The sequence below is a fragment of the Sorangium sp. So ce131 genome, from assembly GCF_051519095.1.
In the GTDB taxonomy this organism is placed as follows: Bacteria; Myxococcota_A; Polyangia; order Polyangiales; family Polyangiaceae; genus Sorangium.
The window spans coordinates 12,968,912-12,991,390 of the sequence record NZ_CP150455.1; the positions used below are offsets into that span (position 1 = coordinate 12,968,912).

11 protein-coding genes and 1 pseudogene are annotated in these 22,479 nt (G+C 72.2%); 6 read left to right on the forward strand and 6 right to left on the reverse strand.

Annotation, left to right across the window (positions count from 1 at the left end; translation table 11 throughout):
* Positions 1-54: 54 nt before the first annotated feature.
* The 5 genes from WMF43_RS47140 to WMF43_RS47160 all read right to left on the reverse strand — a co-directional run bounded on the left by WMF43_RS47140 (position 55) and on the right by WMF43_RS47160 (position 5,793).
* Positions 55-1,026 carry a hypothetical protein gene (locus WMF43_RS47140; protein ID WP_437675399.1) on the reverse strand — a complete coding sequence of 324 codons (972 nt, stop codon included), beginning with the start codon at positions 1,024-1,026 and terminating at the stop codon, positions 55-57.
* Between the two features lie 188 nt (positions 1,027-1,214).
* Entirely contained in the window at positions 1,215-2,342 is a 1,128-nt protein-coding gene (locus WMF43_RS47145) for a response regulator (protein ID WP_437675401.1), read from the reverse strand.
* Positions 2,343-2,379: 37 nt separating this feature from the next.
* On the reverse strand, positions 2,380-4,065 hold the full coding sequence (locus WMF43_RS47150) for an ATP-binding protein (protein ID WP_437675403.1): 1,686 nt from the start codon (positions 4,063-4,065) through the stop codon (positions 2,380-2,382).
* Between the two features lie 195 nt (positions 4,066-4,260).
* On the reverse strand, positions 4,261-5,499 hold the full coding sequence (locus tag WMF43_RS47155; protein WP_437675404.1) for a hypothetical protein: 1,239 nt from the start codon (positions 5,497-5,499) through the stop codon (positions 4,261-4,263).
* A gap of 117 nt (positions 5,500-5,616) precedes the next feature.
* The gene (locus tag WMF43_RS47160) at positions 5,617-5,793 is read right to left on the reverse strand and encodes a hypothetical protein (RefSeq protein WP_437675406.1); all 177 of its coding nucleotides are present in this window, start codon (positions 5,791-5,793) and stop codon (positions 5,617-5,619) included.
* Between the two features lie 299 nt (positions 5,794-6,092).
* Between WMF43_RS47160 and WMF43_RS47165 the strand changes: the two genes are divergently transcribed.
* The 6 genes and pseudogenes from WMF43_RS47165 (at position 6,093) to WMF43_RS47190 (ending at position 19,458) form a co-directional block, all read left to right on the forward strand.
* Complete coding sequence (locus tag WMF43_RS47165; protein ID WP_437675408.1) at positions 6,093-9,143, forward strand: hypothetical protein; 3,051 nt, start codon at positions 6,093-6,095, stop codon at positions 9,141-9,143.
* 251 nt (positions 9,144-9,394) lie between these two features.
* Positions 9,395-10,582: pseudogene (locus tag WMF43_RS47170) on the forward strand (AMP-binding protein); the annotation flags it as partial.
* A gap of 488 nt (positions 10,583-11,070) precedes the next feature.
* Positions 11,071-17,478 carry an RHS repeat-associated core domain-containing protein gene (locus WMF43_RS47175; RefSeq protein ID WP_437675410.1) on the forward strand — a complete coding sequence of 2,136 codons (6,408 nt, stop codon included), beginning with the start codon at positions 11,071-11,073 and terminating at the stop codon, positions 17,476-17,478.
* Positions 17,479-17,955 carry a DUF6896 domain-containing protein gene (locus WMF43_RS47180; RefSeq protein WP_437675412.1) on the forward strand — a complete coding sequence of 159 codons (477 nt, stop codon included), beginning with the start codon at positions 17,479-17,481 and terminating at the stop codon, positions 17,953-17,955.
* A 330-nt stretch (positions 17,956-18,285) separates the two neighbouring features.
* On the forward strand, positions 18,286-18,567 hold the full coding sequence (locus WMF43_RS47185) for a hypothetical protein (protein WP_437675414.1): 282 nt from the start codon (positions 18,286-18,288) through the stop codon (positions 18,565-18,567).
* A 507-nt stretch (positions 18,568-19,074) separates the two neighbouring features.
* Complete coding sequence (locus tag WMF43_RS47190; RefSeq protein WP_437675416.1) at positions 19,075-19,458, forward strand: nuclear transport factor 2 family protein; 384 nt, start codon at positions 19,075-19,077, stop codon at positions 19,456-19,458.
* Between the two features lie 43 nt (positions 19,459-19,501).
* On the opposite strand, the gene WMF43_RS47195 is transcribed toward WMF43_RS47190, so the two are convergent.
* Positions 19,502-22,351, reverse strand: a complete 2,850-nt coding sequence (locus WMF43_RS47195) for an AAA family ATPase (protein ID WP_437675418.1) — start codon at positions 22,349-22,351, stop codon at positions 19,502-19,504.
* Positions 22,352-22,479: the final 128 nt, after the last annotated feature.

Consider the following 22,479-nt stretch of genomic DNA (forward strand, 5'->3'; position numbering starts at 1 on the left):
CGGATCCAGCTCCGCGCCCCGGGGGGAAGGCTCAGCCGCGCGGGCCGCGCGAGCTCACGGAGCGGGCGGGCAGCCAATCGGCTCGGTGCCGATCACGACGTCATCGATCCACATCGTGCGGGCGGCGTCGGCCTGATACGACTCCCAGCCGAAGCCGATGCTGGTGAACTCCGGCGCGCTCCACGTGAAGTTCTCCACCTCGCTGACGCAGCCCTGGCCGGTCCCGGACATCGTGAGTTTGTCCACCTCCTGGCCGTCGAGCCAGAGGCGCATCTCGTTCTTCGGCCCGTCGAAGCTGAACTCGACGCAGGTCCACTTGCCGGTCGGGACCACGACGCCCTCGGCGTGATGCCAGCAGTCCGTCTGCGGCGCGGTCTTCGGATCGGCCCAGAAGCCGGGCGTGTCGTAGTTCGCCATCATCTGGTTGCCGTTGTCGAGCGCCTTCTGGCCGCCGTAGCGATAGACGGCCGAGTACTCCGCGCCCTCGTAATCGCTCCCCGGCACGATGCCGGAGCCGTCGATGAACGTCCAGTGCACGTCCGTGGTCGGCGCCGACTCCAGGTAGAACATCATGCGGCCACGAATGACGTTCCCCTCGACGGGCAAGGCGTCTCCCGTGAACTGGATCATCGCCGACTTGTAGTTGGGCTCTGCCGTGGTCGCGGGCGTCGTCACCTTCACGGACTGCGTGCCGCTGTAAGCCTGCGCCGTGTCGACCGTGACGGCGGAGCCCTCCAGGGCCGTGTAGACCTTCCACTTGCCGCCGGGCGCGCCCTGGGCCGCGTACGACTCGAAATCATCGGAGATCAGCGACGAGGACGGCGCGGCGCCGCCGCCGCCGTTGTTGTCGCTGCCGCCGCCGCCGTCGCCGCCGCCCGTGCCGCCGCCGCCCGTGCCGCTCGTGGTCCCGCTGCCGCTCGTCGTCGCGCCGGACTCGGTGCCGTTGTCGTCATCTCCACACGCGGCCGCGCTCACGCCGAACGCCGCGAGCAGGCCCGCCAAGGTAATGCAATAACGAAGCTCCATCTTCATTGTATCCTCCGCGGCGGCGACTATGCACGAGGGCACCCCCTGGTTCAAGAACGAACGGTTTTGTGCATCGCCTGACCCACGCGATGGATCTGCCGTGATCCCGGGCAGTCGCCGCGCAATCATGTTCGCGCCTACAGGCCACGTGGGCGCGCCGCCTCTCGCGATCTCGGCGCCGCGGGCCGTCAGCCCTCGCCCGACCCGCCGCGCGCCGCGCCCTCCGCGATCGCCTCCGGCGAGATCGCATAGAGCTTTTCCTCCCCCTGCTTGCCGCGGATCCGCACCACCGCGGGCACCGCGCCTCCCGGGCTCCCGGCCGCGTGGAACGTCGGCTCATCCATCAGCAGGCCACCGGACCTCGCCTGCGCCTGAATCCGAAACGCGGTGTTCACACGATCGCCGATGATCGTGAACTCCCGCCTCCCGCTCGATCCGATGCTCGCGAGCAGGACCGGCCCTGTCGAGAGGCCGAGCCGCGTCGGGAAGGCCGGCCGGCCCTGCGAGCGCTGGTGTTCGTTGAACCCCGCGATGCTGCGCTGGATCTCCTGCGCCGCCGCGAGCGCGTCCGGCGCGCTCCGGAAGAACGCGAGCATGCCGTCGCCCACGTACTTGTCGACCTCGCCCCGGTGGTCGTAAACGACCTGCGCCACCGTGGCCATGTACAGGCTGAGGTCCGCGAGCAGCGGGCCCGGCTCCTCCTGCTCCGACAGCCGCACGAAGTCCTCGATGTCGCTGACCAGCACCGTCAGCACCTCGCGCGCCGGCGCGCTCGGCCGGTTCGACGACACGCTCTCCTCGATGCTCTCCCACGCCCGGTCGGACAGGTAGCCGCGCAGCGCGGCCTGCATCTGCCGGACCTGCGCGTACCGCTCCTCCAGCTCCTTGCGCTGCCGCTCGAGCTCACGGCGCTGCCGGTGCAGGAGCAGCTGCGTCCCCACGCGCGCCAGCACCTCGCGCAGCTCGAACGGCTTCGTGACGTAATCGACGCCGCCCGCCTCGAACGCCGTCACCTTGTCGCCGATGCCGGTCATCGCGCTCAGGAAGATGACCGGCGTGTCCGCGGTCCGCGCGTCCGCCTTCAGCCGCCGGCACACCTCGTAGCCGTCCATGTGGGGCATGCTCACGTCGAGCAGGATGAGGTCCGGCGGCGACGCCGCGGCCGACATCAGCGCCATCGCGCCGCTGATCGCCGCCCGCACCTCGTAGCCCTGCGCCGTCAGCATCGACGTGAGCAGCGACAGGTTCGCCGGCATGTCGTCGACGATCAGGATCTCCGCGGGGCGCTCCCGGGGCCGCTCCGGCCGCGTGCTCACGATCCCCCCGCGAGGTGCTGCTTCTTGTCGGTCGCTTTCATGACGGCTCCTCCTCGTCCGCGCTCGAGAGCGCCAGGATGCTGTCGAACCGATACCCCCGCGCGAGCTCGGCCACAGCCCCCGCGAGCGCCGCGTCCTCCGGCTGGATCCGCTCCACCGCGGCCTGCACCGCCTTGGCGTCGAGCCGCGTCGCCGCCTGCCGGAGGTCCTTGCGCAGCGAGACCGGCAGCCCGGCCGCGGCGCGCGCCAGATCCGCGCCCCGGACGGCCTCCGCCGCCCGCGCCGCCGGCTGGTCCTCGTACTCGAAGCGCGCCCCGAGGTGCTTGCCGAGCAGCGCGAAGATTTCAGCGTCACGGAACGGCTTGCTCAGGAAGTCGTCGCAGCCGGCCTGCGCCGCGAGCAGCCGGTTCTGCTCGAACGCGCTCGCCGTCATCGCGACCACGACCGTGTCCCGCCCCCGCGCGCCCGACTTGATGCGGGTCGCCGCCTCGTAGCCGTCGAGCAGCGGCATGCGCAGGTCGAGCAGCACGAGGTGCGGCGCCCACGTCTCCCACTGCGCCACGGCGCCGAGGCCGTTCGTCGCGCTGCGCACCTCGAACCCCGCGGAGTCGAGCAGCTTGAGCAGGCAGTGGCGCACGTCCCACCGGTCGTCGACCACGAGCACGCGGTACCTCGGCTGCCCCGGCGACAGGCCCACGACCCGCCGCGCGCGCGGCGCGTGGCCCCGGTCCTGCGCGTCGGCCAGCGTCAGGCGCACGTCGAAGCGGAGCGTGGTCCCGCGGCCGAGCTCGCTCTCCACGTGGATGTCGCCCCCCATCATCCGCACGATCCGCCGGCTGATGTGCAGCCCGAGGCCGGTGCCCTCGCGCGCGCCGCGCCCGCTCGCGGTCTGCGAGAACGCCTCGAAGAGCTCCTCGAGCTCGCCCGGCGCCATGCCGCGCCCCGTGTCGGCCACCTCGAAGGACAGCCGCACGCGCCCCGCCGCCGCGCCGTCGTGCGCGCCGGTCGCGCGCCGCGCGGAGGACCGCAGCGTCACCGAGCCGCGGCCCGTGAACTTCAGCGCGTTGCCGAGCAGGTTGATGAGGACCTGCCGGAGCTTGCCCTCGTCGCCGTGCACGAGGCGCGGCACGTCCGGCTCGCGCTCGACCGCGAGCGTGAGGCCCTTCTTCTGCGCCTCCAGCGCGAACATCTCCGACAGCTCCGAGAGCATGGCGTGGAGGTCGAAGTCGACGTCGGCGAGCGTCATCCTGCCGGCCTCGATCTTCGCCATCTCGAGGATGTCGTTCACGAGGCCGAGCAGGTGCTCGCCGCTCTTGCTGATGACCGCGAGGTTCTCGCGGTGCCGATCGCCGAGCGCCTGGTCGCGCTCCATGAGCTGCGCGAAGCCGAGGATCGAGTTGAGCGGCGTCCTGAGCTCGTGGCTCATGTTGGCGAGGAACGCGCTCTTCGCCCGGCTCGCCGCCGCGGCCTCCGCCTGCGCCTTGCGCGCCTGCTCCTCGGCGCGCCGCGCCTCGAGCAGCTCCTCGCCGAGCCGCTGCTCCGCGGCGCGGCTCACGGCGAGCTCCTCCGCCTTGCGCTCGAGCTCGCGCGCGGCGAGGGCGAGCTCGCGCGCGGCGCGCTCGATCTCGAGCTCGCGGGCGCGGAGCCGCCGCGCGAGCGCCCAGAGGACGATCACGACGACGGTCGCGACGACCACGCTGGCGGACATCCAGGCGAGCTGCATGCGGTAGGCCCCACCCACACCCCCGCGGCGGGACGGACCGGAGCGCCGGTCCCGCGCGAGGGCACAGCCCAGCGTACAGGAGTTCGGGACAGCGCGCGGCGCCGCGATCGGCCGGCGCGGCGCCGCGCGGCTCGGCGGCGCCGCGCGCTCGTCAGGTGGATCACGGAAGCGGCGCGCCGCAGCGCGGCGTGGCGGTCACTCCGCGCCGGACGTCGCCCGCGGCGCAGCGGCTGGATCGCGCCGCGGCGCGCCGGCGTCGGCGCCGGGCGTCGCCCGCGGCGCAGCGGCTGGATCGCGCCGCGGCGCGCCGGCATCGGCGCCGGGCGCGGCGCGCGGCGTGACGACCACGTCGGGCCGCGGCGGCGCGCGGTCGCCTCCGTCCTCGTCGGGCGACGGCTCGCGCGGCTCGCGGCGCCGCTCGAGCGCCGGCGGCTCCGGCGCGGGCTGACGGAAGCCGCGCAGCGACGCGAGCCGGTCGACGAGCACGCCGGCCTCGTCGGCCGACAGCGTGACGCGGGCGTGCAGCGCCTTGCCCGCGGCGGCGATCTCGATGCGCCGGAGCAGGGTCCCGAAGCCGGCGAGCCGCACCGCGAAGTCGGCGGCGCGCGCGTCGCGGGCCGCACGCAGCTGCGCGCCGAGCTCGGCGCACGGGGCCTCGGCGTCGCAGAGGACGGCGGCGTGCACGGCGATCTCGGGGCCGAGCGCGACCGCGGCGCCGCCGGCCAGGATGGACGCCGCGGGCGATCGGCCGGCGCCGCCCGGCGCGAGCTCGCCCTCGAGCTCGCGGCGCTGCTCCGGCGTGAGGACGACGGTGACGCGCGCCGCGCCCTGGCCCACCTCGCCCGCGACCTGGCCGTGCGCGCCGCCCTCGCCGAGCGGCGCAGCGCGCCCCTCGGCGCTGTCGATCATGGCGCGCAGGTACGCGCCGCCGCCGAGCAGGATCGGCCCGCCGGGGCGCACGGCGATCTCGCCGCGGCCCTCGGCGCTCGAGTCCCGCACCGCGCGGAAGCCGCCGACCTGCGTGACCACGGGCTGCCCGCCGCGGGCCTTGACGACCTTCGCGGCGCACGCGAGCAGCGCCTCGTGCTGCACGGCGCCCGCGGCGACGAGCCCGAAGTCGCCGCCCTCGCCCCCCGCCGGGATCGCGATCGCGACCTCGGTGAGCCCGGCGAGCGGGTCGAAGCCGCACACGTCGCTCACCTTGCCGAGCCCCGGGATCTCGCGCTCGGCGCGCAGGAACGGGGCGAAGGCCGGCGAGGCGCGCAGCGCCGGGAGATCGAGCGTCGCGACGAGCAGCGCGCCCGCCGGCACCGCGTCGAGCGCGCGCGGCGCGGGGGGGAGCTCCGGCCGCCGGCCGAGCAGCCACGCGGCGCCGCCGCCGAGCACGGCGCCGGCGAGCAGGAGGACGAGGCCGCTCTTGGTCCGCGTCTGCACGCGCGACCGTTAGCACGACCGCAGGTCACGGTGTCCGGAGGGTGCGCGCGAGGACGCGAAAGGTGAGTAAATCCGGATAGATAAAAACGAACACGGGCGCGGGCGCCCGCAGCGCGCTCAGCCTTCTCGGCGCTCTTCCGGGGCCTCCGGCGCGGCGCCGTCGGCCGTCGCCGGCTTCCGCTCGAAGAGCCCGCCGATGGCCTCGCCGACGCGGCCGACCTTCGTGGCGAGCAGCACCACGAGGAGCAGGAAGGCCACGAGGGCGATCTCGTTCGGATAAGCGCCGAGCAGCATGTGCCGATGTCTACCACGCTGAGGGCGCCGGAGGGCCGCGCTCGGGGGCGCGTGCGGCGCCGGGGCCGCGGCGGCCGGCGCGGGCGGGACGTGGGCAGACAGACGGGCGCGGCGCGAGGTGGCGGTCGAGGTGCGGGAGAGGGGGCGATGCGCCGCGGGCGCGCGGGGAGGGAAGAACATGCGGGAAGGAAAGCTGGCCCGCGATCGCGTTTGACAGCCCGCCTGCGACCGTCGACAGTCCACCACACTACGGGGCCCACGGTGTCGCTCCGGGGGGCCGCCGCCACAAGATGACCGCCGTGTCCGAGCTCCGCGACGACCACGATGTTGCGCAGGTGCGCCTGCGCGCTCCTGCCGTCCTCCTGGCCGACGCATCGCCGGAAGGGCAGGCGATCGGCGCGGCGCTGCGGGGCCGCGGCTTCGACGTGATCGCGGCGCCGCTCGCGGAGCTCGAGGCGCGCCTCGCGAGCGACGCGCCGCGGGTCGTGATCGTCGACATCGATCAGCCCGGCGCGATCGACGCGCTCGAGCGCCTGTACCAGCACCCGGACGGGCTCGCCGCGACGGTGCTCCTCGTGGGTGATCCGGTGCGCTCGGCGGAGCTCGATCCGGCGCTGTTCGGGCAGGTGTTCGCGCGCCCGGTGGACATCGCCGAGCTCGCCGCGCACGTGAGCGCGGTCGCCGAGCCGGGCTGGCTGCGCCGGGAGCAGGGCGACGCGCCGCGGCTGCCCGCGGACTACTCGGGCCCGATCGAGAACGAGGTCCCGTCGCACCCGGACTTCGCGAGCGATCTCGACCCGCTCGACGTCGGCTCGGTGCTGCCGCCGCCGGAGGACGGCGAGGCGGTCGGGCCGCGGCTCTTGCCGGCCCGGATCAGCCCGGAGCTCGAGGAGATCCTCGTCGCCGCCGAGCAGCGGGTCACGGCGAAGGCGCACCCGTCGAGCATCCCGGCGGCCGAGGAGGACGTGGATCTGATCCTCTCGCCCGAGCTGCTCTCCGCGCTCGACGAGCCGCTCGATCCGGACGAGGACGAGCCGGGGACCGGCGCGAGCGCGGCCGCCGCGCTGCACGCGGGCGCGGCGTCGCAGCCGCGGACCGCGCCCGATCCGCAGGGCGTCCTGGGCGCGCCGCAGCAGGGGGCCACGCGCGCCGAGCACACCGGCGCGGGCGAGCGCATCTCGGAGCTCGCCGAGCCGGGCGACGACGAGCACGACGAGCCCCCGCTCGACGTGGTGTACGCGACGAAGCGCGCCGGCCCCGAGCTCGCGGCGCTCTCGATCGATCGGGAGGCGCACCTGCCTGGCCGGGACGATCGCGATTACGGCGCGCCCGCGCCGCGCCGCGGAGGGGGGCGCGACGCCGCGCCGCCGACGCCGCGCGACGCGGGGCGGCCGCCCGCGGCCTCGCCGCCGCCGTCGCGCGGCGAGGCCGCGTGGGAGCGGGCGCTCGCGCCGTCGCCGACGCCGCGCGCCGAGGCCGTGTGGGAGCGGCCGTCGGCGCGCTCTCCGGTGCCGCGCGGCGAGGCCGCGTGGGAGCGCGCGCCGTCGCCGCCCCCGGCGCTGCGCGAGGATCCGGCGTGGGAGCGCGCGCTGCCGGACGCCGCGCGCGAGGAGCTCGAGTGGGCGCGCTCCCCGTCGGGGCGCCTCGAGCCGGTCGATCGCCAGCGTTACACCGAGCCGCCGCCGACCCGCGCGCGCTCCGGCCGCGAGCCCCGCGCGGCGGGGGTTGCGTCGTCTGCAGCCGGGCATGCGCCGCCCGGGGCGGGGTTTGCGCCTGCTGCGGCCGGCTATGCGCCGTCCGCGGCCGGGTATGCGCCGTCCGCGGCCGGGTATGCGCCGTCCGCGGCCGGGTATGCGCCTGCTTCCGCCGCGCACTCGGCGCCCTCGGCCGCCTTTCCGCCGCATGTGACGCCGCCGGCCGGCATCGCGTTCGTGCCGGCGGCGTCGGTCGAGCTGAGGACCGCGCCGCTGTCGTCGGGCGGCGGCGCGGGCGAGCCCGATCCGTCGCCGCCGCCCGCGCCGGTGCGCGCTGCCGCGCCGGTGCGCGCGCCGCTGCCCCCCGTGCCCGCCTCGTCCGGCGCGAGCTCGCTCGGGCGAGGCCTCATCGCGCCGTTGCCGCCGGCCCCGGCGGGGGGCGGGCTCGGCCGCATGCAGCTGCCCGTTCCGCCGTCGGTCGCCATCTCCGGCGCGCCCGCCCGCCCCGCCCCGCCGCCCGCGCCGGCCGTCCCTTCGGGGCCCGCGACGATCAGCACGGGCGCGCTCGGCCGCGTGTTGCCGCCGCAGGCGGGCGACGAGGCGCCCCCTTCGAGCAGCGTCTCGTCGGCCACGGTGCTCGGCCCGGGCGACGCGCCGCGCGCGCTCGCCCGCGCGGTGGGCAGCCGCTCGTCCGGCGCCCTCGCGATCGCGACGGACGAGGGCGCGCGGCGGATCGTGCTGCACGACGGCGATCTCGTCACCGCCGGATCGAGCATCCCCGAGGAGACGCTGCTCGCCTTCCTGGTCGGGCGCGGCGATATCGAGCGCGAGGTGGCCGCGCGGCTGACGGGCAAGCTCCCCGCCTCGGGCCGGCACGCCGGCGCGGCGCTCATCGCGCACGGCCACCTCGGTCAGGACGATCTCTGGCCGGTCCTGCGCGCGCACGCCGAGTGGATCATCGGGCATGTCGTGCTGGTGGAGGCCGGCACGTGCGATCTGGAGCCCGAGCCGCCGGGCCGCCTCAAGGCGGAGCCGAACGTGTTCGGCGGCGCGACCGGCGCGGAGGTCTTCGTGGAGACGATCCGCCGGGTCATCGCGCCCGAGGTCGCGCTGCGCCGCCTCGGCGGCCCGGGCGCGCGCCTCGACGACGGCGCGCGGCGCAACCTGCTCGGCGAGTGCGCGCTCCGGCGCGAGGAGGAGGAGCTCGTGCGCACGGCGCGCGGCCGCACCGTCGGCGAGCTGGTGAACGCGGCGGAGCCGGAGAACGCGAGCGTGATCTACGCGCTCGTGTGCCTCGAGGTGCTCGACGTGCTGATCCCGCCGTCGATCACGGAGGCGCCTCCGCCGCCCGTCGAGGATCCGCTCGACGAGGAGGCGATCCGGCAGCGCGTGCGGGCGCGGCTGGCGCTGGTGGAGGATGGAGATTACTTCTCGATCCTCGGGATCCCGCGGGACGCGACGAATTACGAGATTCGCCGGGCGTACCTCGCGCTCCGGAAGGCGTTCGAGCCGTCGACGCTGCTCACCGCCGCGACGGTGGATCTGCTCGATGATGTGCGGCTGGTGATCGAGGTGCTCGACGAGGCGTACGAGATCCTCCGCGAGCCTCACCGGCGGGAGAGGTACCGAAGGGCGATCGAGGCGGGGCCGCCGTAGGAAGTCGGGAGGGGGCGGTCCCGGGTCTTCCGTTTCCCATCACGTCCACCGTACGTCTCCCGTCTTTCGTCTCCCGTCTTTCGTCCCCCGTCTCCCCTCTTCGTCTTCCGTGCGCGTGCTCGATTCCGCGTCCGCGTCTCACGTGCACGGCCGTGCCGCCATGCGGTCACCCGCGCAAGGCGAACGGCTCGTTCGTGAGCGAGCACGCGCACGCGCAGAAACTAAGGGCAAAATGTGATCAGTCCTCAGCCGTGGACGGCGACGGGCTCGACTACGAGGCGCTGCTCGCGCCCGAGCCGGACGACTTCGACTTCCCGCGGCTGGACGAGCGCTCCGCCGCGATGATCTGCTACACGTCCGGCACGACCGGCAACCCCAAGGGCGTCGTCTACAGCCACCGCTCGATCGTCCTGCACACGCTGGTCTCGTGCATGCACGACGCGCTCGGCTTCCGCGAGAGCGACGTCGTGCTGCCGGTCGTCCCCATGTTCCACGCGATGGCCTGGGGTCTGCCGTACGCCGCGGTCGCGGCCGGCGCCAGGATCGTCCTCCCCGGCCCGCACCTCGACCCCGCGTCGCTGCTCGACCTGATGGCCAGAGAGCGCGTCACGTTCGCCGCCGGCGTCCCCACGATCTGGCTCGGCATCCTCGCGCTGCTCGACGAGCACCCGAAGCGCTGGGATCTCTCGTCGCTGCGCGCGACGGTGATCGGCGGCTCCGCCGCGCCGCCCGCGCTCATCGACGGCTTCCTCTCCCGCCACGGCATCGAGGTCACACACGCCTGGGGCATGACCGAGACCAACCCGCTCGGCACCGTCGCCCGCCTGCGGGGCAGCCTCGGCCTGGACCCGGCCGCGTCGCTCGCCACGCGCGCGTCCCAGGGCTTCCCGGTCCCGTTCATCGACCAGCGCCACGTCGGCCCCGACGACCGGCGGCTCCCCTGGGACGGCGAGACCATGGGCGAGCTCGAGGTGCGCGGCCCCTGGGTGGCCTCGTCGTACCTCGGCGGCGAGGGGGAAGACCGCTTCACGAAGGACGGCTGGTTCAAGACCGGCGACGTCGTGACGATCGACGCCGCGGGTTACATGCGCATCACGGATCGGGCGAAGGACGTGATCAAGTCGGGCGGCGAGTGGATCAGCTCGGTCGCGATCGAGAACGCGCTGATGAGCCACCCCGCCGTCCTCGAGGCCGCCGTGTTCGCCGCGCGCCACCCGGTCTGGGGCGAGCGCCCGCTCGCGGCCGTCGTGCTCCGGCAGGGCAAGGTGGTGTCGAAGGACGAGCTCCACGCCCACCTCGAGCCCCGCTTCGCGAAGTACTGGCTCCCCGACGACTACCTCTTCGTCGAGCGCATCCCGCGCACCTCGACGGGCAAATTCCAGAAGTCGAAGCTGCGCGATCAGTACGGCGATCTCCTGGAGAAGAAGGCCTCCGGCTGAGGCGCCCCGCGCGCGGCGAGGCGCACGCTGCGCTCGCGATCGCCACAGCACACGCAGGCGCACGGCAGCAGGGCAGCCAAGCGGCATCGGGCAGACCGCGATCGACACCATGAGGGCAGCCCGGCGGTTCCATCAGCATGTAATCGATCCACAACTCATTGCGCCCCTGCTGCAACGGGTTGCACTCGACAGCCTTACGCGCAGTGATGCGCCGGTCCCGTCAAAGTCCTGCTTGCCATCTCGTCGCTCTTGCTGCGTTGAGGAGAGGCGAGTACACGCACTCCCTGAGTTCCTGCCGGTTTCGCGTCGCCCAAAGCCTCGCGGCTTTCCGTGGATACGACGTCTCCGGACCCGTCACGAGCTCGGTCAACGAAGTACTGGCGCTCCGCTTCACCGCGACGTGCACGCCGCTGGCCTGACACGTGCTCGCCGTGCCCCGCGGCCGGCGGAGATGCCACCACGACAGGATACTTCTCCAGGAGATCGCGATGAAGCTCTTTCGCGCCTCGGCGCAGCTCGCGCTGTTGCTCGTACTGTCAATGCTCTCGTGCGCCGGTGATGAGGCCCCGCGCCTCGGCTGGGCAAAGCAGGCTTCGAACGAGGAGACGCCTCCCGAGCAGCCCAAGCCGTTCGAGCTGCCTGAAGATACCATCGTCCCGGCGACGGGAGCGGCTTCGCTGCCGGGCTCGGGCCAGGTGACCCCGGACGGGGCATATACTTACCGGCTGCCGATCGACGTGCCGGCCGGGCGTGGCATCCAGCCCAGCCTCGCGATCACGTACTCGAGCCGCGCCGGCAACGGCCCGCTTGGAGTCGGTTTTTCGTTGAGCGGCCTCTCGTCGATCCAGCGTTGCCACAAGACGATCGCGAGCGACGGGGTCGTCGACGGGATCGACAACGACGAGACGGACGTCTTCTGCCTCGACGGTCAGCGGCTCGTGAACGTGAGGGGAGCGCACGGCTCGGACGGCGCCGAGTACCGGACCGAAGAAGAGAGCTTTGCCAGGGTGATCTCGTACGGCAGCCCCAAGGTCGACCGCTTCCGGGTGTGGCTGAAAGACGGCCGCATCCGTGACTACGAGCCGGTGGGACCTCTGGACTTCCGGATGACGAAGGAGCAGGACCGGTACGGCAACGCGATCACCTACATCTACGCCGATTTTGGGGGTGGAGGCGAGGACGACCCGACCGAGATCCTGCCCGCGAAGATCGAGTACCTGGACCACTGGATCGAGTTCTTCTACGGCACGGATGATCCCGACGCCAAGTGGCGCAAGGACAGGGCGACGCTTTACACGGCCGGCGTCGCGAGCAACCGACACCGGCTCCTGCAGTCGATCATCGTCCACGCGAAGGCTCCTTCGTTCGACGACCTGACCTGGTCCTACGATTTGACCTACAAATGGAGCGATGAAACGCTACCCCCGGAGCGCTGCGGTACAGGTCGATCGCAGCTCGTCGAGGTGACGCGCCGCGGGTTCGGCGATGCCTCCCTGACACGGAAGTTCACCTGGACCGCGCGCCACAGGAACTGGTTCGGGGAGGCCCACCACGAGGATCATCCTTGGTTCATGGGCGCAGCGCACCCGCTCGTGCTCGACGTCGACGATGACGGCAAAGACGAGGTGCTGTTCCGAACGACCGACGGGGCGCGGTACGTGCTCCTGCGCAGCCCGTCCGAGAGCACGCCGCTCAGCTCCCGCGAGGTGCTCGCGAGCCCGTCCGGCTTCGACGGTGTCGACCTGCGGAACGCGAAGGCCGTTGACGCCGGCGGAGACGGCAGGAACGAGCTCTTTGCCTGGAACGACCGCACGGACCAGTTCGAGCTGTACGCATGGACAGGCAGCACGTTCGAGTCGACCGGGACCACGGTGCCCATGTCCCCCGACCTCGGCTCGATCGACGCCGGCGTGGAGCCCTTCCATTTCGCTGACGTGGACGGCGACGGGCTCGCCGACATGATCAAGCTGCTCGACAATGACGTGGACGGCTTGTACGAGCCGAGCTTCGTCATCCGGCGCAACCTCCCGAGCGGGGACTTCGATTCGGCCGAAGAGACGGGGATCCCTGTCAATGCCGCGAGCGCGCTCGAGTTCGAGTCCATCGCCCTCGATGTCCAGGGAGACGGGCGGGCGGGTCTGTGGACGAAGGGGGCTCCCCACGCGTACTATCCCGATGACGCCGGGGGCTTCACCAGCGCGGAAGTTCCCCAAGACGGCTGGTTCCCGGTCCGCGACTCGGTCATGGCCGACCTGAACGGCGACGGCCTGCGGGATGCGCTGCACTTCGAGGTGGACCCGACATCCGGCGGCCGTGACACCGGCTTCACCGTGGCGTGGAACACGGGCAAGGGATTCAGCAAACCAGACTTAAGCTACAGGGGTCACATCAACGACTGGTACACGACGGCGCCGCCCTACCCTGCCGCGCTACAGGTGGCTGACCTCGATGACGACGGGCGCGACGATATCATCTCCGTACTCAATGACATCCCTTACGTCATTGATGGTGGGGGGATCTTTGTTTATCAGCTGCTCGTGTCGCCGTCGGCGCTTGCGCACACCGGAATGACAGCGAGGACGAGGACGATCCGGCAGCGTCCGGGGCAAATCAGCGCCGTGAGGCACGGCGACTTCAACGGCGACGGGCTACTCGACCTGATGTACTTCGTGGCGTGGTGCTCGGGCGACATCTACGCCGAAGTGGCGTCGGGCTGCGGGTCGGGCAGGATGGAGAGCAGCGTGCGTGTGCACCTGCAGCAGAGCACGGTAGTCGACGTGGTGCAGGCGGTCCAGGACGAGGGCGGCACAACGCTGGAAGAGATCACATACGCGCGGGCGTGGACGGACGCCCCGGAGCGCCCGTCGTGCGTGTATCCGCAGGTGTGCCGGCGGCGCGGCCTGCCGGTGGTACGGGAGCAGGTCGTCCACGAGGCGGCCGGTATCTCGCGACGGCTCCAGTTCTCGTACGACGATCCGCGCTCGGACCTGCTCGGACGCGGCTTCCTCGGGTTCGGGAAATTCCGGGTCTGGGAGCCCCAGGTGCCGCGCGAGACCGTCACGACGTTCGATCACGGGACGCGCGTCGGCACGCGGTATCCGTTCGCGCACCGACCGGAGACGGTGACGGTGGTGACGCCGATCCTCGAGAGCGCCGCCAAGGGGCCGACCGAGCGGCCCGGCAAGGCGCTGGCGCGGGTCTCGCGCAGGACGATGCGCTACGAGCCGCGCGAGCTGAACGGCGGCCTGACGCAGGCCGTGTTCCCGCGCGACTGGACGAGCCGGGAGTGGGAGGAGGAGGTGGCGATCGACTGGACGCCGGAGCGCGGCGTGCACATCACGGAGGTCGACGGCCCGGTGCAGGCGCCGCTGCGGGCGCGCTTCGGCGCGACCCGCTTCGATGACTGGGGCGGCCTGGAGCTGGAGACGAGCGAGACCGTGGGCGGGGTGCGGACGCAGGTGGAGACAGGCTACGAGCACCGGCTGGAGCCGTGGCTGCTGTCGCTGCCCGCGTGGCAGAAGGTGACGTCGACGACGCCTGGAGGAGCGGTCTCGACGGTGCGGCGCACGTCGTTCGATCACAACGACGCGGGGAGGATCGAGCGCGTGGAGGTCGAGCCCGTGGATCCCGCGGCGCCGCGCCTCGATGTGAACGCGTCGGTGCGTTACGACTACGATACCGAAGGGCTGCTCCGGAAGGTGACGCAGACGGCGCCGGGGGTGCCGGCGCGCCGGCTGCACATCGCTTACGACGGGACGCCGGGGCACACGGCGCCGAGCGTGATCTGGGACGACCTCGGGCACGCGCAGTGGTTCGCGGTGGACACCAGCTTCGGCGTGGTGGTGGCGGAGATGGACGCGAACGGGGTGCAGACGACCCGGGTCCACGACGCGTTCGGGCGGCTCGTGCGCCGCTCGGCGGACGGCGCGGGCGAGCAGACGTTGAGCTACGAGCGGCGGTGGGATGGGCTCACCGTGCGTACCTCGGACGGGATCGGGGCGAGCGCGGTCGTCGAGCTCGACCTCTCCGGCAGGCCGTGGCGCACGAGCCATGTCGGCCACGACGGGTCCACGCTCACCGTCGAGACCGTATACGACGCGCTCGGTCGCGTGATCCGTCGGAGCCGGCCGGCGCGCCGGATCCAAGAGGCGCAGTGGAGCCGGCACGTCTACGACAGCCTGGGACGGCTGCTGAGGACCGTCGGCCCCGACGGCGCCACCACGCGCTACAAGCACTCGTTCTTCGAGACCGAGGCGTGGGACCCGAGGGGCAGCCACACCAAGCTGGTGCGCGATCTGGACGGGCGCGTCGTGCAGAGCAGCTCGTACCTCGGGGCCACGGAGCTGTCGACGGCGGAGGATCACTTCCTCTACCACCACGCGGAAGAGCTCACGACCCATTACGAGTACGGTCCTTTCGATCAGGTCGAGCGGATCATCGACCCGCGCTCGAACGTGACCGAGATCGAGTACGACGTGCGGGGGCGGCGCACGCGGCTCGTCGACCCGGACCAGGGGACGACGCGCTTCCACCGCAACGGCCTAGGGGATCTGTGGCGCAAGGTCGAGGGCGGAGACGAGACGATCTACGAGCGCGACGCCATCGGCAGGCCGTACCGCGTGACGGATGCCGACGGAACGACCGAGTACGTCTGGGATACGGCCGCGCACGGCATGGGGCGGCTCGCGGCCACCACGAGCCCGGACGGGACCACGACCGACTACGGCTACGATGAGCACGGCCGGCTGGAGCACCTGGGCTGGACCGTCGGCGGCCAGCCGTTCAAGCTGCGCGCCGGCTACGATCCACACGGCAGAATCGAGACGATGAGCTACCCGGAGATCCCGGGGGCGCCGCGGTTCACCGTCAAGCACACCTATGACAGCCGCGGCTACCTCGAGCGCATCGCGGACGTGACCGCGGGCCCGGCGTCGGACGGGTCGCCGCTCTGGACCGTGAACGCGCGCAACGACGACGGGGCGCTGGTGCGGGCCACGTACGGCAACGGCGTGGAGATGGAGCGCTCGTACCATCCGGTCACCGCTCACCTGGAGACGGTGGAGCAGCGCCTCGGCGGCAGCGTGCTGTCGGCGTTGCGGTACGAGTACTACCCCGACGGCCGGGTGAAGCACCGCACCGAGGTGGCGGGCGATCGCGGCGAGAGCTACGTCTATGACACGCTGCATAGGCTGCGCGCGTGGAGCCTCAACGCCGGCGACGTGAAGCAGACGACGGAGTACCGCTACGACGCGCTCGGGAACCTGACGCGCGTGCTGGTGGGCGGCGAGGAGCAGGAGAGGAACGACTACCTCGATCCGCGGCCGCACGCCGCGTCCTCGAACCTCGACGGCAGCTTCTTCTACGATGCGCGCGGGCGGCTCGAGCAGGACCCCGACCGGAGCCTCGCGTACACGAGCTTCGACCTGCCCAGGGAGATCGCGACGGCCGCGGGGGTGACGCGCTTCGAGTACGACGCCGCGGGCGCGCGGGTGCGCAAGCAGGGGCCTGCGGGGACGACCGTCACGATCGGCGGGCTGTACCAACGCCGTGAGGACGCGGATGGGACGAAGCACGTCTACCTGGTGCCAGGCAGCGACGGCCTGGCGGTGGCTCAGGTCGTCGTCGACGAGGCGAGCGGCGAACGGTGGGTGCAGTACCTGCACCACGACGCGCTCGGCAGCGTGACGCTGGTGACGGACGCAGATGGCAGCGCGGATGCGTCCGATCACGCGTACTATGAGCCGTTCGGGCGCCGGATCGCGCGCGACGGGGCGCCTTTCGGCGGGCCCACCGGCGACGTGCGGCTCGGGCTGACCGGGCACGAGCACGACGACGAGCTCGGGCTCGTCAACATGAAGGGGCGAATCTACGACCCGAAGCTCAAGCGGGTGCTGACGCCCGATCCGCTGGTGTCGTCGCCCCTCTTCGGGCAGAGCTACAACCGCTATAGCTACGTCCTCAATGATCCGCTGAATCTCACCGATCCGACGGGCTTCGAGCCCGATTGCACGACGTGCGGGCCCTGGCAGCCGCGGCAGCCGCCCTGGGAGGAAGGCGACGGCGGCGGCGTGACCATCATCTCGGACGGCGGCGGCGGCGCGGACGGGACCTGGGGCGACCATCCGAGCTTCAGTGAGCTGCCCCCGCCTCGGCCCCTCGTCCGCTCCGACGTCGACGGCTTCCAGAGCGCCGCGGCCGCTCCCTACCACGGCGGCTTCCTCGGCAAGCTGGTGCACGACCGCCAGCGCGACGAGCGGCTGCGCCACGAGGCCGACCAGCGCTCGGCGTTCCGCGGCGCCGTCGTCGGCGCGGGCGCGGTGCTGGTCATCTGGTCGGGCGGTTATGCCCTGCTCGCCATCGAGGAGCTGTCGGTGTTCGGCAGCGCCATCGGGATGACCTCGACCCAGCTCGCGGCGGCCGGCGCCGCGAGCTTCACCACGAGGGCCGTGCCCGCGCTGCTCGGCGAGCTCTGGGTCCTCGAGGGCCTGCGCGACAACGACCCGGGCAGGGTAGCCGACGGGCTCATGATGGCCATGTCCGCGGGCGCGACCTACGGCCCGGGGCTGGGGTCGGGGCCGCGGGGGGGTGGAGGTGCCGAAGTACGCTTGGTAAATCCCCGAGCGCTTCGGGTAACCGAAGAGCTATCGAGCAAGAGTCAGGCTGTCAAGATGAGCAAACTCATGGGCGGGAGAAATGGCTTTGGACCGTTTGAACCCATCGACGCGATCGAAAGCGAGGGCGCACTCTACATCGTCGACGGCCACCATCGAACCAGCGCCGCGATCAGGGCGAAACTCAGAGAGGTTCCAGTAAGGATACGACCGGCGTCCTCCGACGAAGAGACAAAACAGCTGTTTCGCAGCTGGACATCCACATTGAGCGACAGGGGATTCTAAATGACAACACGGGACGCACTCCAGATCCTCAACCACTTTGCATCCCTGCAGGGGCACCTAGTGCGGCAATTCTTGCATCTGTACGACCCGCAAGACCGCGAGCGGTTCCGTGACGCCCCCAACGGAACACTGTCAATAAACGGCAAGACATGGTCTCACCAGCGACACGGAGCCGGAATCACATTTGTGGGACCCGACAACACTCGAGTAAATGCGCACGTAGGAATGGCCGACTACCCGGAAGGGTTCGACAGCGGAAGGTTATTCGAGTACTTCGACTCAACTGGCACGACCATCGTAACATTCGACGACCGCAACTACGCCGCAACAATCCACGAGATCAACAATCTAATAGACGATATGATACAACGTGGATTAGTTCGGGCCGTGTTTACAAAGGGACGATTTCCTCACAAAATATTTGAATTGACACACCCATCGACTGCCAAAAACGATGGCGACAGGCCAATTCTCTGAGTATTTTGATCGAGCCGTGCGAAGCAGATAGCTGCGCAACGCGCGCGGTGTTGCTCACGCGTTTGAGCTAGGAATCGCCCTCCACCGCCAGACTAATGAGCACACAAGAACAGCACATCATCGTCACCTCACATCTGCCGACGCAGGAGATCTCCAGCCTGTTCAGCGTCACACATAATACCGCCTGCCCCACTACCAGCGATTGGAAAACAATATGTTTTCCACATCCTCTCACGCAGAACTTCTCGCACGGTTGCGTGCAATACTCGAGGTAAAGTTCCACAATGATCCGGACGATCTCGAATGCCAGATAGTACCATTCTTGCAAGGGTGGCCGTCCGCATCCGGGATCAAATCGTCGCCGAGGAGGTGCGCTCCGAAGGTCGGGCCGCCGAGGCACGCTGGCAAAATTGGATGAACCTCGGCCCCGACCGGCGGGAGTGGGGGATCGTCAGGAGCTTCGCCGCAGCGACATGGAGGAGCGTATGGCCCAATTGGTCCGCCGCGGACAGACGTGACGCCGCCGAGGTTCTATTGAGCCCATTCGAACCCGACGAAGCCAGATTGCTCGAATTCCTTGACGAGATCGAAGCAGCTTTCAAACATGCGTGATCCAGAATCACCCATCGCCCCGCTAAACCAGCCGCGCTCGACAGGCTGTTCCTCGCCGCGGCGTTCCGACGCGCGCGCCCCCGGCGCAGCGCGGCAAGCCACCGTGCTAGGCTGCGCCCCATGGCGCGAAGCGCCCCCGAAGACCTCGCCGCCGCGCTCAACGCCACCGGCCTCGACGGCTGGATGGCCCCTATGCAGGCGGAGCCAGCGTGCGTAGCTGAACTGGAAGCGGTACGAGGACCTGCTGCGGGATTTCCCGCTCCCCAGGCCGCAGATCCGCGTCCAGATCTGGGCGTCGCCCTGAGCCCTCTCGGCGGAAGAGCCGGATGGTGGAAATCTCCATGTCCGGATCTGGCGAGGGCCCCCGGAGCAGTTGGCCGGGGGCTACTCTACCGACGAGAGCGCCGTGGTGGCAGCGGCCATCGTGTCACCCGGAACTCCCACACATGAGCGCGCTTGTTCCCTCCCGGTCCACCCCTTGCAAGGCCCGGCACCGCAGGAGGAATCATGTCCAAGGCGAGCGAGTTCATCGAAGCCCTGCATCGGATCGAGGAAGGCGGCGACGTCGAGCCCATGGCGCGCCTCTTCGCCCCCGACGCCGAGCTCAGCAACCCCACCATCACCCGGCCGCTCATCGGCCCGGAGGGCGCCCGCGAGTTCTGGCGCGCCTACCGCAGCACCTTCGTCGACGTCCACTCCGAGTTCCGCTGCATCGTCGAGTCCGACAAGGCCTCCACCCTCGAGTGGACCAGCCGCGGCACGCTCGCCCAGGGCACCCCGTTCTCGTACCACGGCGTGAGCGTCATCGAGCATCCCGCCGGCGCCATCACCGGCTTCCGCGCCTACTTCGACCCACGCTCCCTCGGGCTCCACCTCGAGCACGCCGCATAACCACCCCCCGCCCCCCCAGGCGGTGTGCGGCGTTACGCCTCCGTCAGCTGGAGCATGCGGCATAACGCCGCTCGCCGGCGCGCGCGATCGCGTCCACCACGATCTCCCCCTGCTCGACGCCGATGAGCGCGGCGGATCCTTCCTCCAGCTGGCCGCGCAGGATGAGGTCCGCGAGCGGCGCCTCGATGAGGCGCGCGATCGTGCGCTTCATCGGCCGCGCGCCGAGCTCGGGATCGAACCCGCCCGCGTCGAGCAGCGCGTCGATCGCCGCGGGCTCGACCTCCAGCTCCACGCCGCGCGCCTCGAGCTCGCGCTCGAGGCCGCCCAGGAGCCGGCGCGTGATCTCGGCGACGTCCGCCCGCGTGAGCGGCGCGAAGCAAAGGACCTCGTCGATGCGGTTGTAGAGCTCGGGCGGGAGCGCCGAGCGGGCCGCGGCGAGCATCACCTCGCCGAGGCGCTCCGGCGTGACCGCGCCGGAAGAGCGGGCGAATCCGACGGAGCGCTCGGAGCGGAGCGCGCCGGCCTCCGCCGCGCCGAGGTTCGAGGTCATCACGAGCACCGTGTTCGTGAAGTCGACCCGCCGGCCGCGGCCGTCGGTCAGGCGGCCCTCGTCGAAGACCTGGAGGAACGCCTCCAGCACGTCGCGGTGCGCCTTCTCGATCTCGTCGAGCAGGATTACCTGGTACGGGCGCCGCCGCACCGCCTCGGTGAGCTGGCCGCCGGCCTCGTGGCCCACGTAGCCGGGGGGCGCACCCACGAGGCGCGCCACCGCGTGCGACTCGGCGTACTCGGAGAAATCCAGCCGCGTCATGGCGTCCGGCGAGTGGAACAGCGCCTCGGCGATCGCCTTCGCCGTCTCCGTCTTGCCCACGCCCGTCGGGCCGAGGAGCAGGAACGAGCCGATGGGGCGGCGCGCGCGCAGGCCGGCCGCGTTCCGGCGGAGGACCCGCGCGATGCGCGCGAGCGCCTCGCCGTGGCCGACGACGCGATCGGCGAGCAGCGTCTCCAGGGCGAGCATCCGCTCGCGGTCGGTCTCGAGCAGCCGCTCGACCGGGAGGTCCGCGAGCTCGGCGACCACCTCGGCCACCTCGGCGGGGCCCACCTGCCGCGCGGGCGGCGCGGGCTGCGAAGGTTCGCGGAGCGGCGCGCGCCCGCGCTCGGCGTCGCGGGTGCGCGGGGGCTGAGGGGTGCCCTCGCCCGCGCGGGCGCTCTCTGCGCGATCGCGCGCGCGGCGGCGCGTGCGCGCGCCCGCGAGGTCGAGGATGGAGAGCGCCTTGTCGGGGAGCGCGCGGCCGGGCAGGTACCGCACGGACCAGGCGACGGCGGACGCCAGCGCCTCGTCGGTGAACGTGAGCCCGTGGTGCGCGCCGAGGCCGACCGCGACGCTCTGGAGCAGGAGGAACGCCTCGTCCTCCTCGGGCTCGTCGATCTCGACGATCGTGAAGCGCCGGGCGAGCGCCGGGTCGGCCTCGATGCTCTTCCGGTACTCCTCGGGCGTGGCGGTGCCCATCAGCGTGAGCTCGCCGCGGGCGAGCGCGAGCTTGAGCTCGGCCATCGCCTCGTCGAGCGCGCCGCTGCCGAAGAGCTCGGACAGGCCGTCGATGAACAGGAGCACCCGCCCGCCCGCCTCGCGGAGCTCCGACCTGAGCGCGGCGAGGCGCTCGCTGAGCGCGCCGCGCGCGCCCGTGCCGGCGATGAGCTCCGACGGGACGAGCTCGACGACGAGGCGGGGCTCCCGCTCGTCGAAGGCCAGCCGCTGCGCGACGCCGCGCGCGACCGAGGTCTTGCCCACGCCCGCCGGGCCGATGAGGCAAGGGTTGTTCGCGTGCCGCTTGGCGAGCACGTCGAGCACCTGCTCGATCTCGCGCTCGCGGCCGACGATCGGCTCGAGCTCGCCCTGCGCCGCCGCGAGCGAGAGGTTGTGACCGAGCGAGGCGAGGGCCGGGAAGCGCGCGCGATCCAGGGTGAAGCGCGCGCGGTCCAGCGCGGCGCCCGCGGCGCCCGCGAGCAGCGGCCGCGGCGAGGCGGCGGTCGGGGAGGCGAGGGAGACGGCGAGCGGCGAGGTCGAGACGGGCGAGGCGGAGTGCGGCGAGGTGGCGAACGGCGAGGCGGAGAGCGGCGAGGCGGCGTCGTCCGCCAGGGCCGCGGCGCGCCGGGACGGCGCCGCGTCGGCGGGAGGGGGCGTGTCGCCGGCCGGCGCCGCGGCCGGGCGAGGGCGCAGCGGCGGGAACAGCGGGACGGCGACGCCGGGGCCCGAGCTCTTCGCGGGCCGGAGCTCCGGCGGGGCGAGGCCTGGGCCCTTCACGGGGCGGAGCTCCGGCGGGGCGAGGCCCGGGCCCTTGACGGGGCGGAGCTCCGCGGTCGCGCGCGCCGGGCCGGCGGCCTCGCCGCGGGCGCGGCGCGCCGGGGGCGCCTTGGCCGGCGCGGCCGGCTTCTCCGGCGCGCCGTCGTCCTGGGTCGCGCGCGACGGCAGCACGCGCCGCGCCTGCACGACGCCGAGCGCGATCTGCAGCGCCGCCGTCCTCAGCCGCGCGAGATCGACGCCGGACTGCGCGAGCGCCCGGTGCGCGGCCGAGCTGCGGTCCGAGAGGAGCGCGAGCAAGAGGTGGAGCGCGGCCGGCTCCTTCGCGGTCGCGCGCTTCGCGACGTCGCGCGCGCCCCCCATGGCCCGGCCGATCGGGTCGGGGCCCTCGTCGTCGACCGAGCGGGTCGCCTTGAGCAGGGCCTCGTCGTCGAGCCGCCGGTCGCGGAGCAGATCCGCGGCGGGGCCTCCGCGCAAGGCGATGGCTGCGAGGAGGTGCACGCTCGACAGGCGCTCCTTGCGCTGGGCGGCGAGATCCTGGGCGAGCTTGCGGAGCGTCACGAGCTCGGCGTGAGAGCGAGGGCTGGTCATCCTTCCAGAGGTCTCCGAGCCCCCGGTTCGCACGCCCGGCGCGGGCGGGCCAAGTTTCGGAGGAGCCCAGTGCGCCCGGCGCGCGGCGACGCGTCGGCACGCGGGCAGCGGCTGTCGTCATGCGGCCG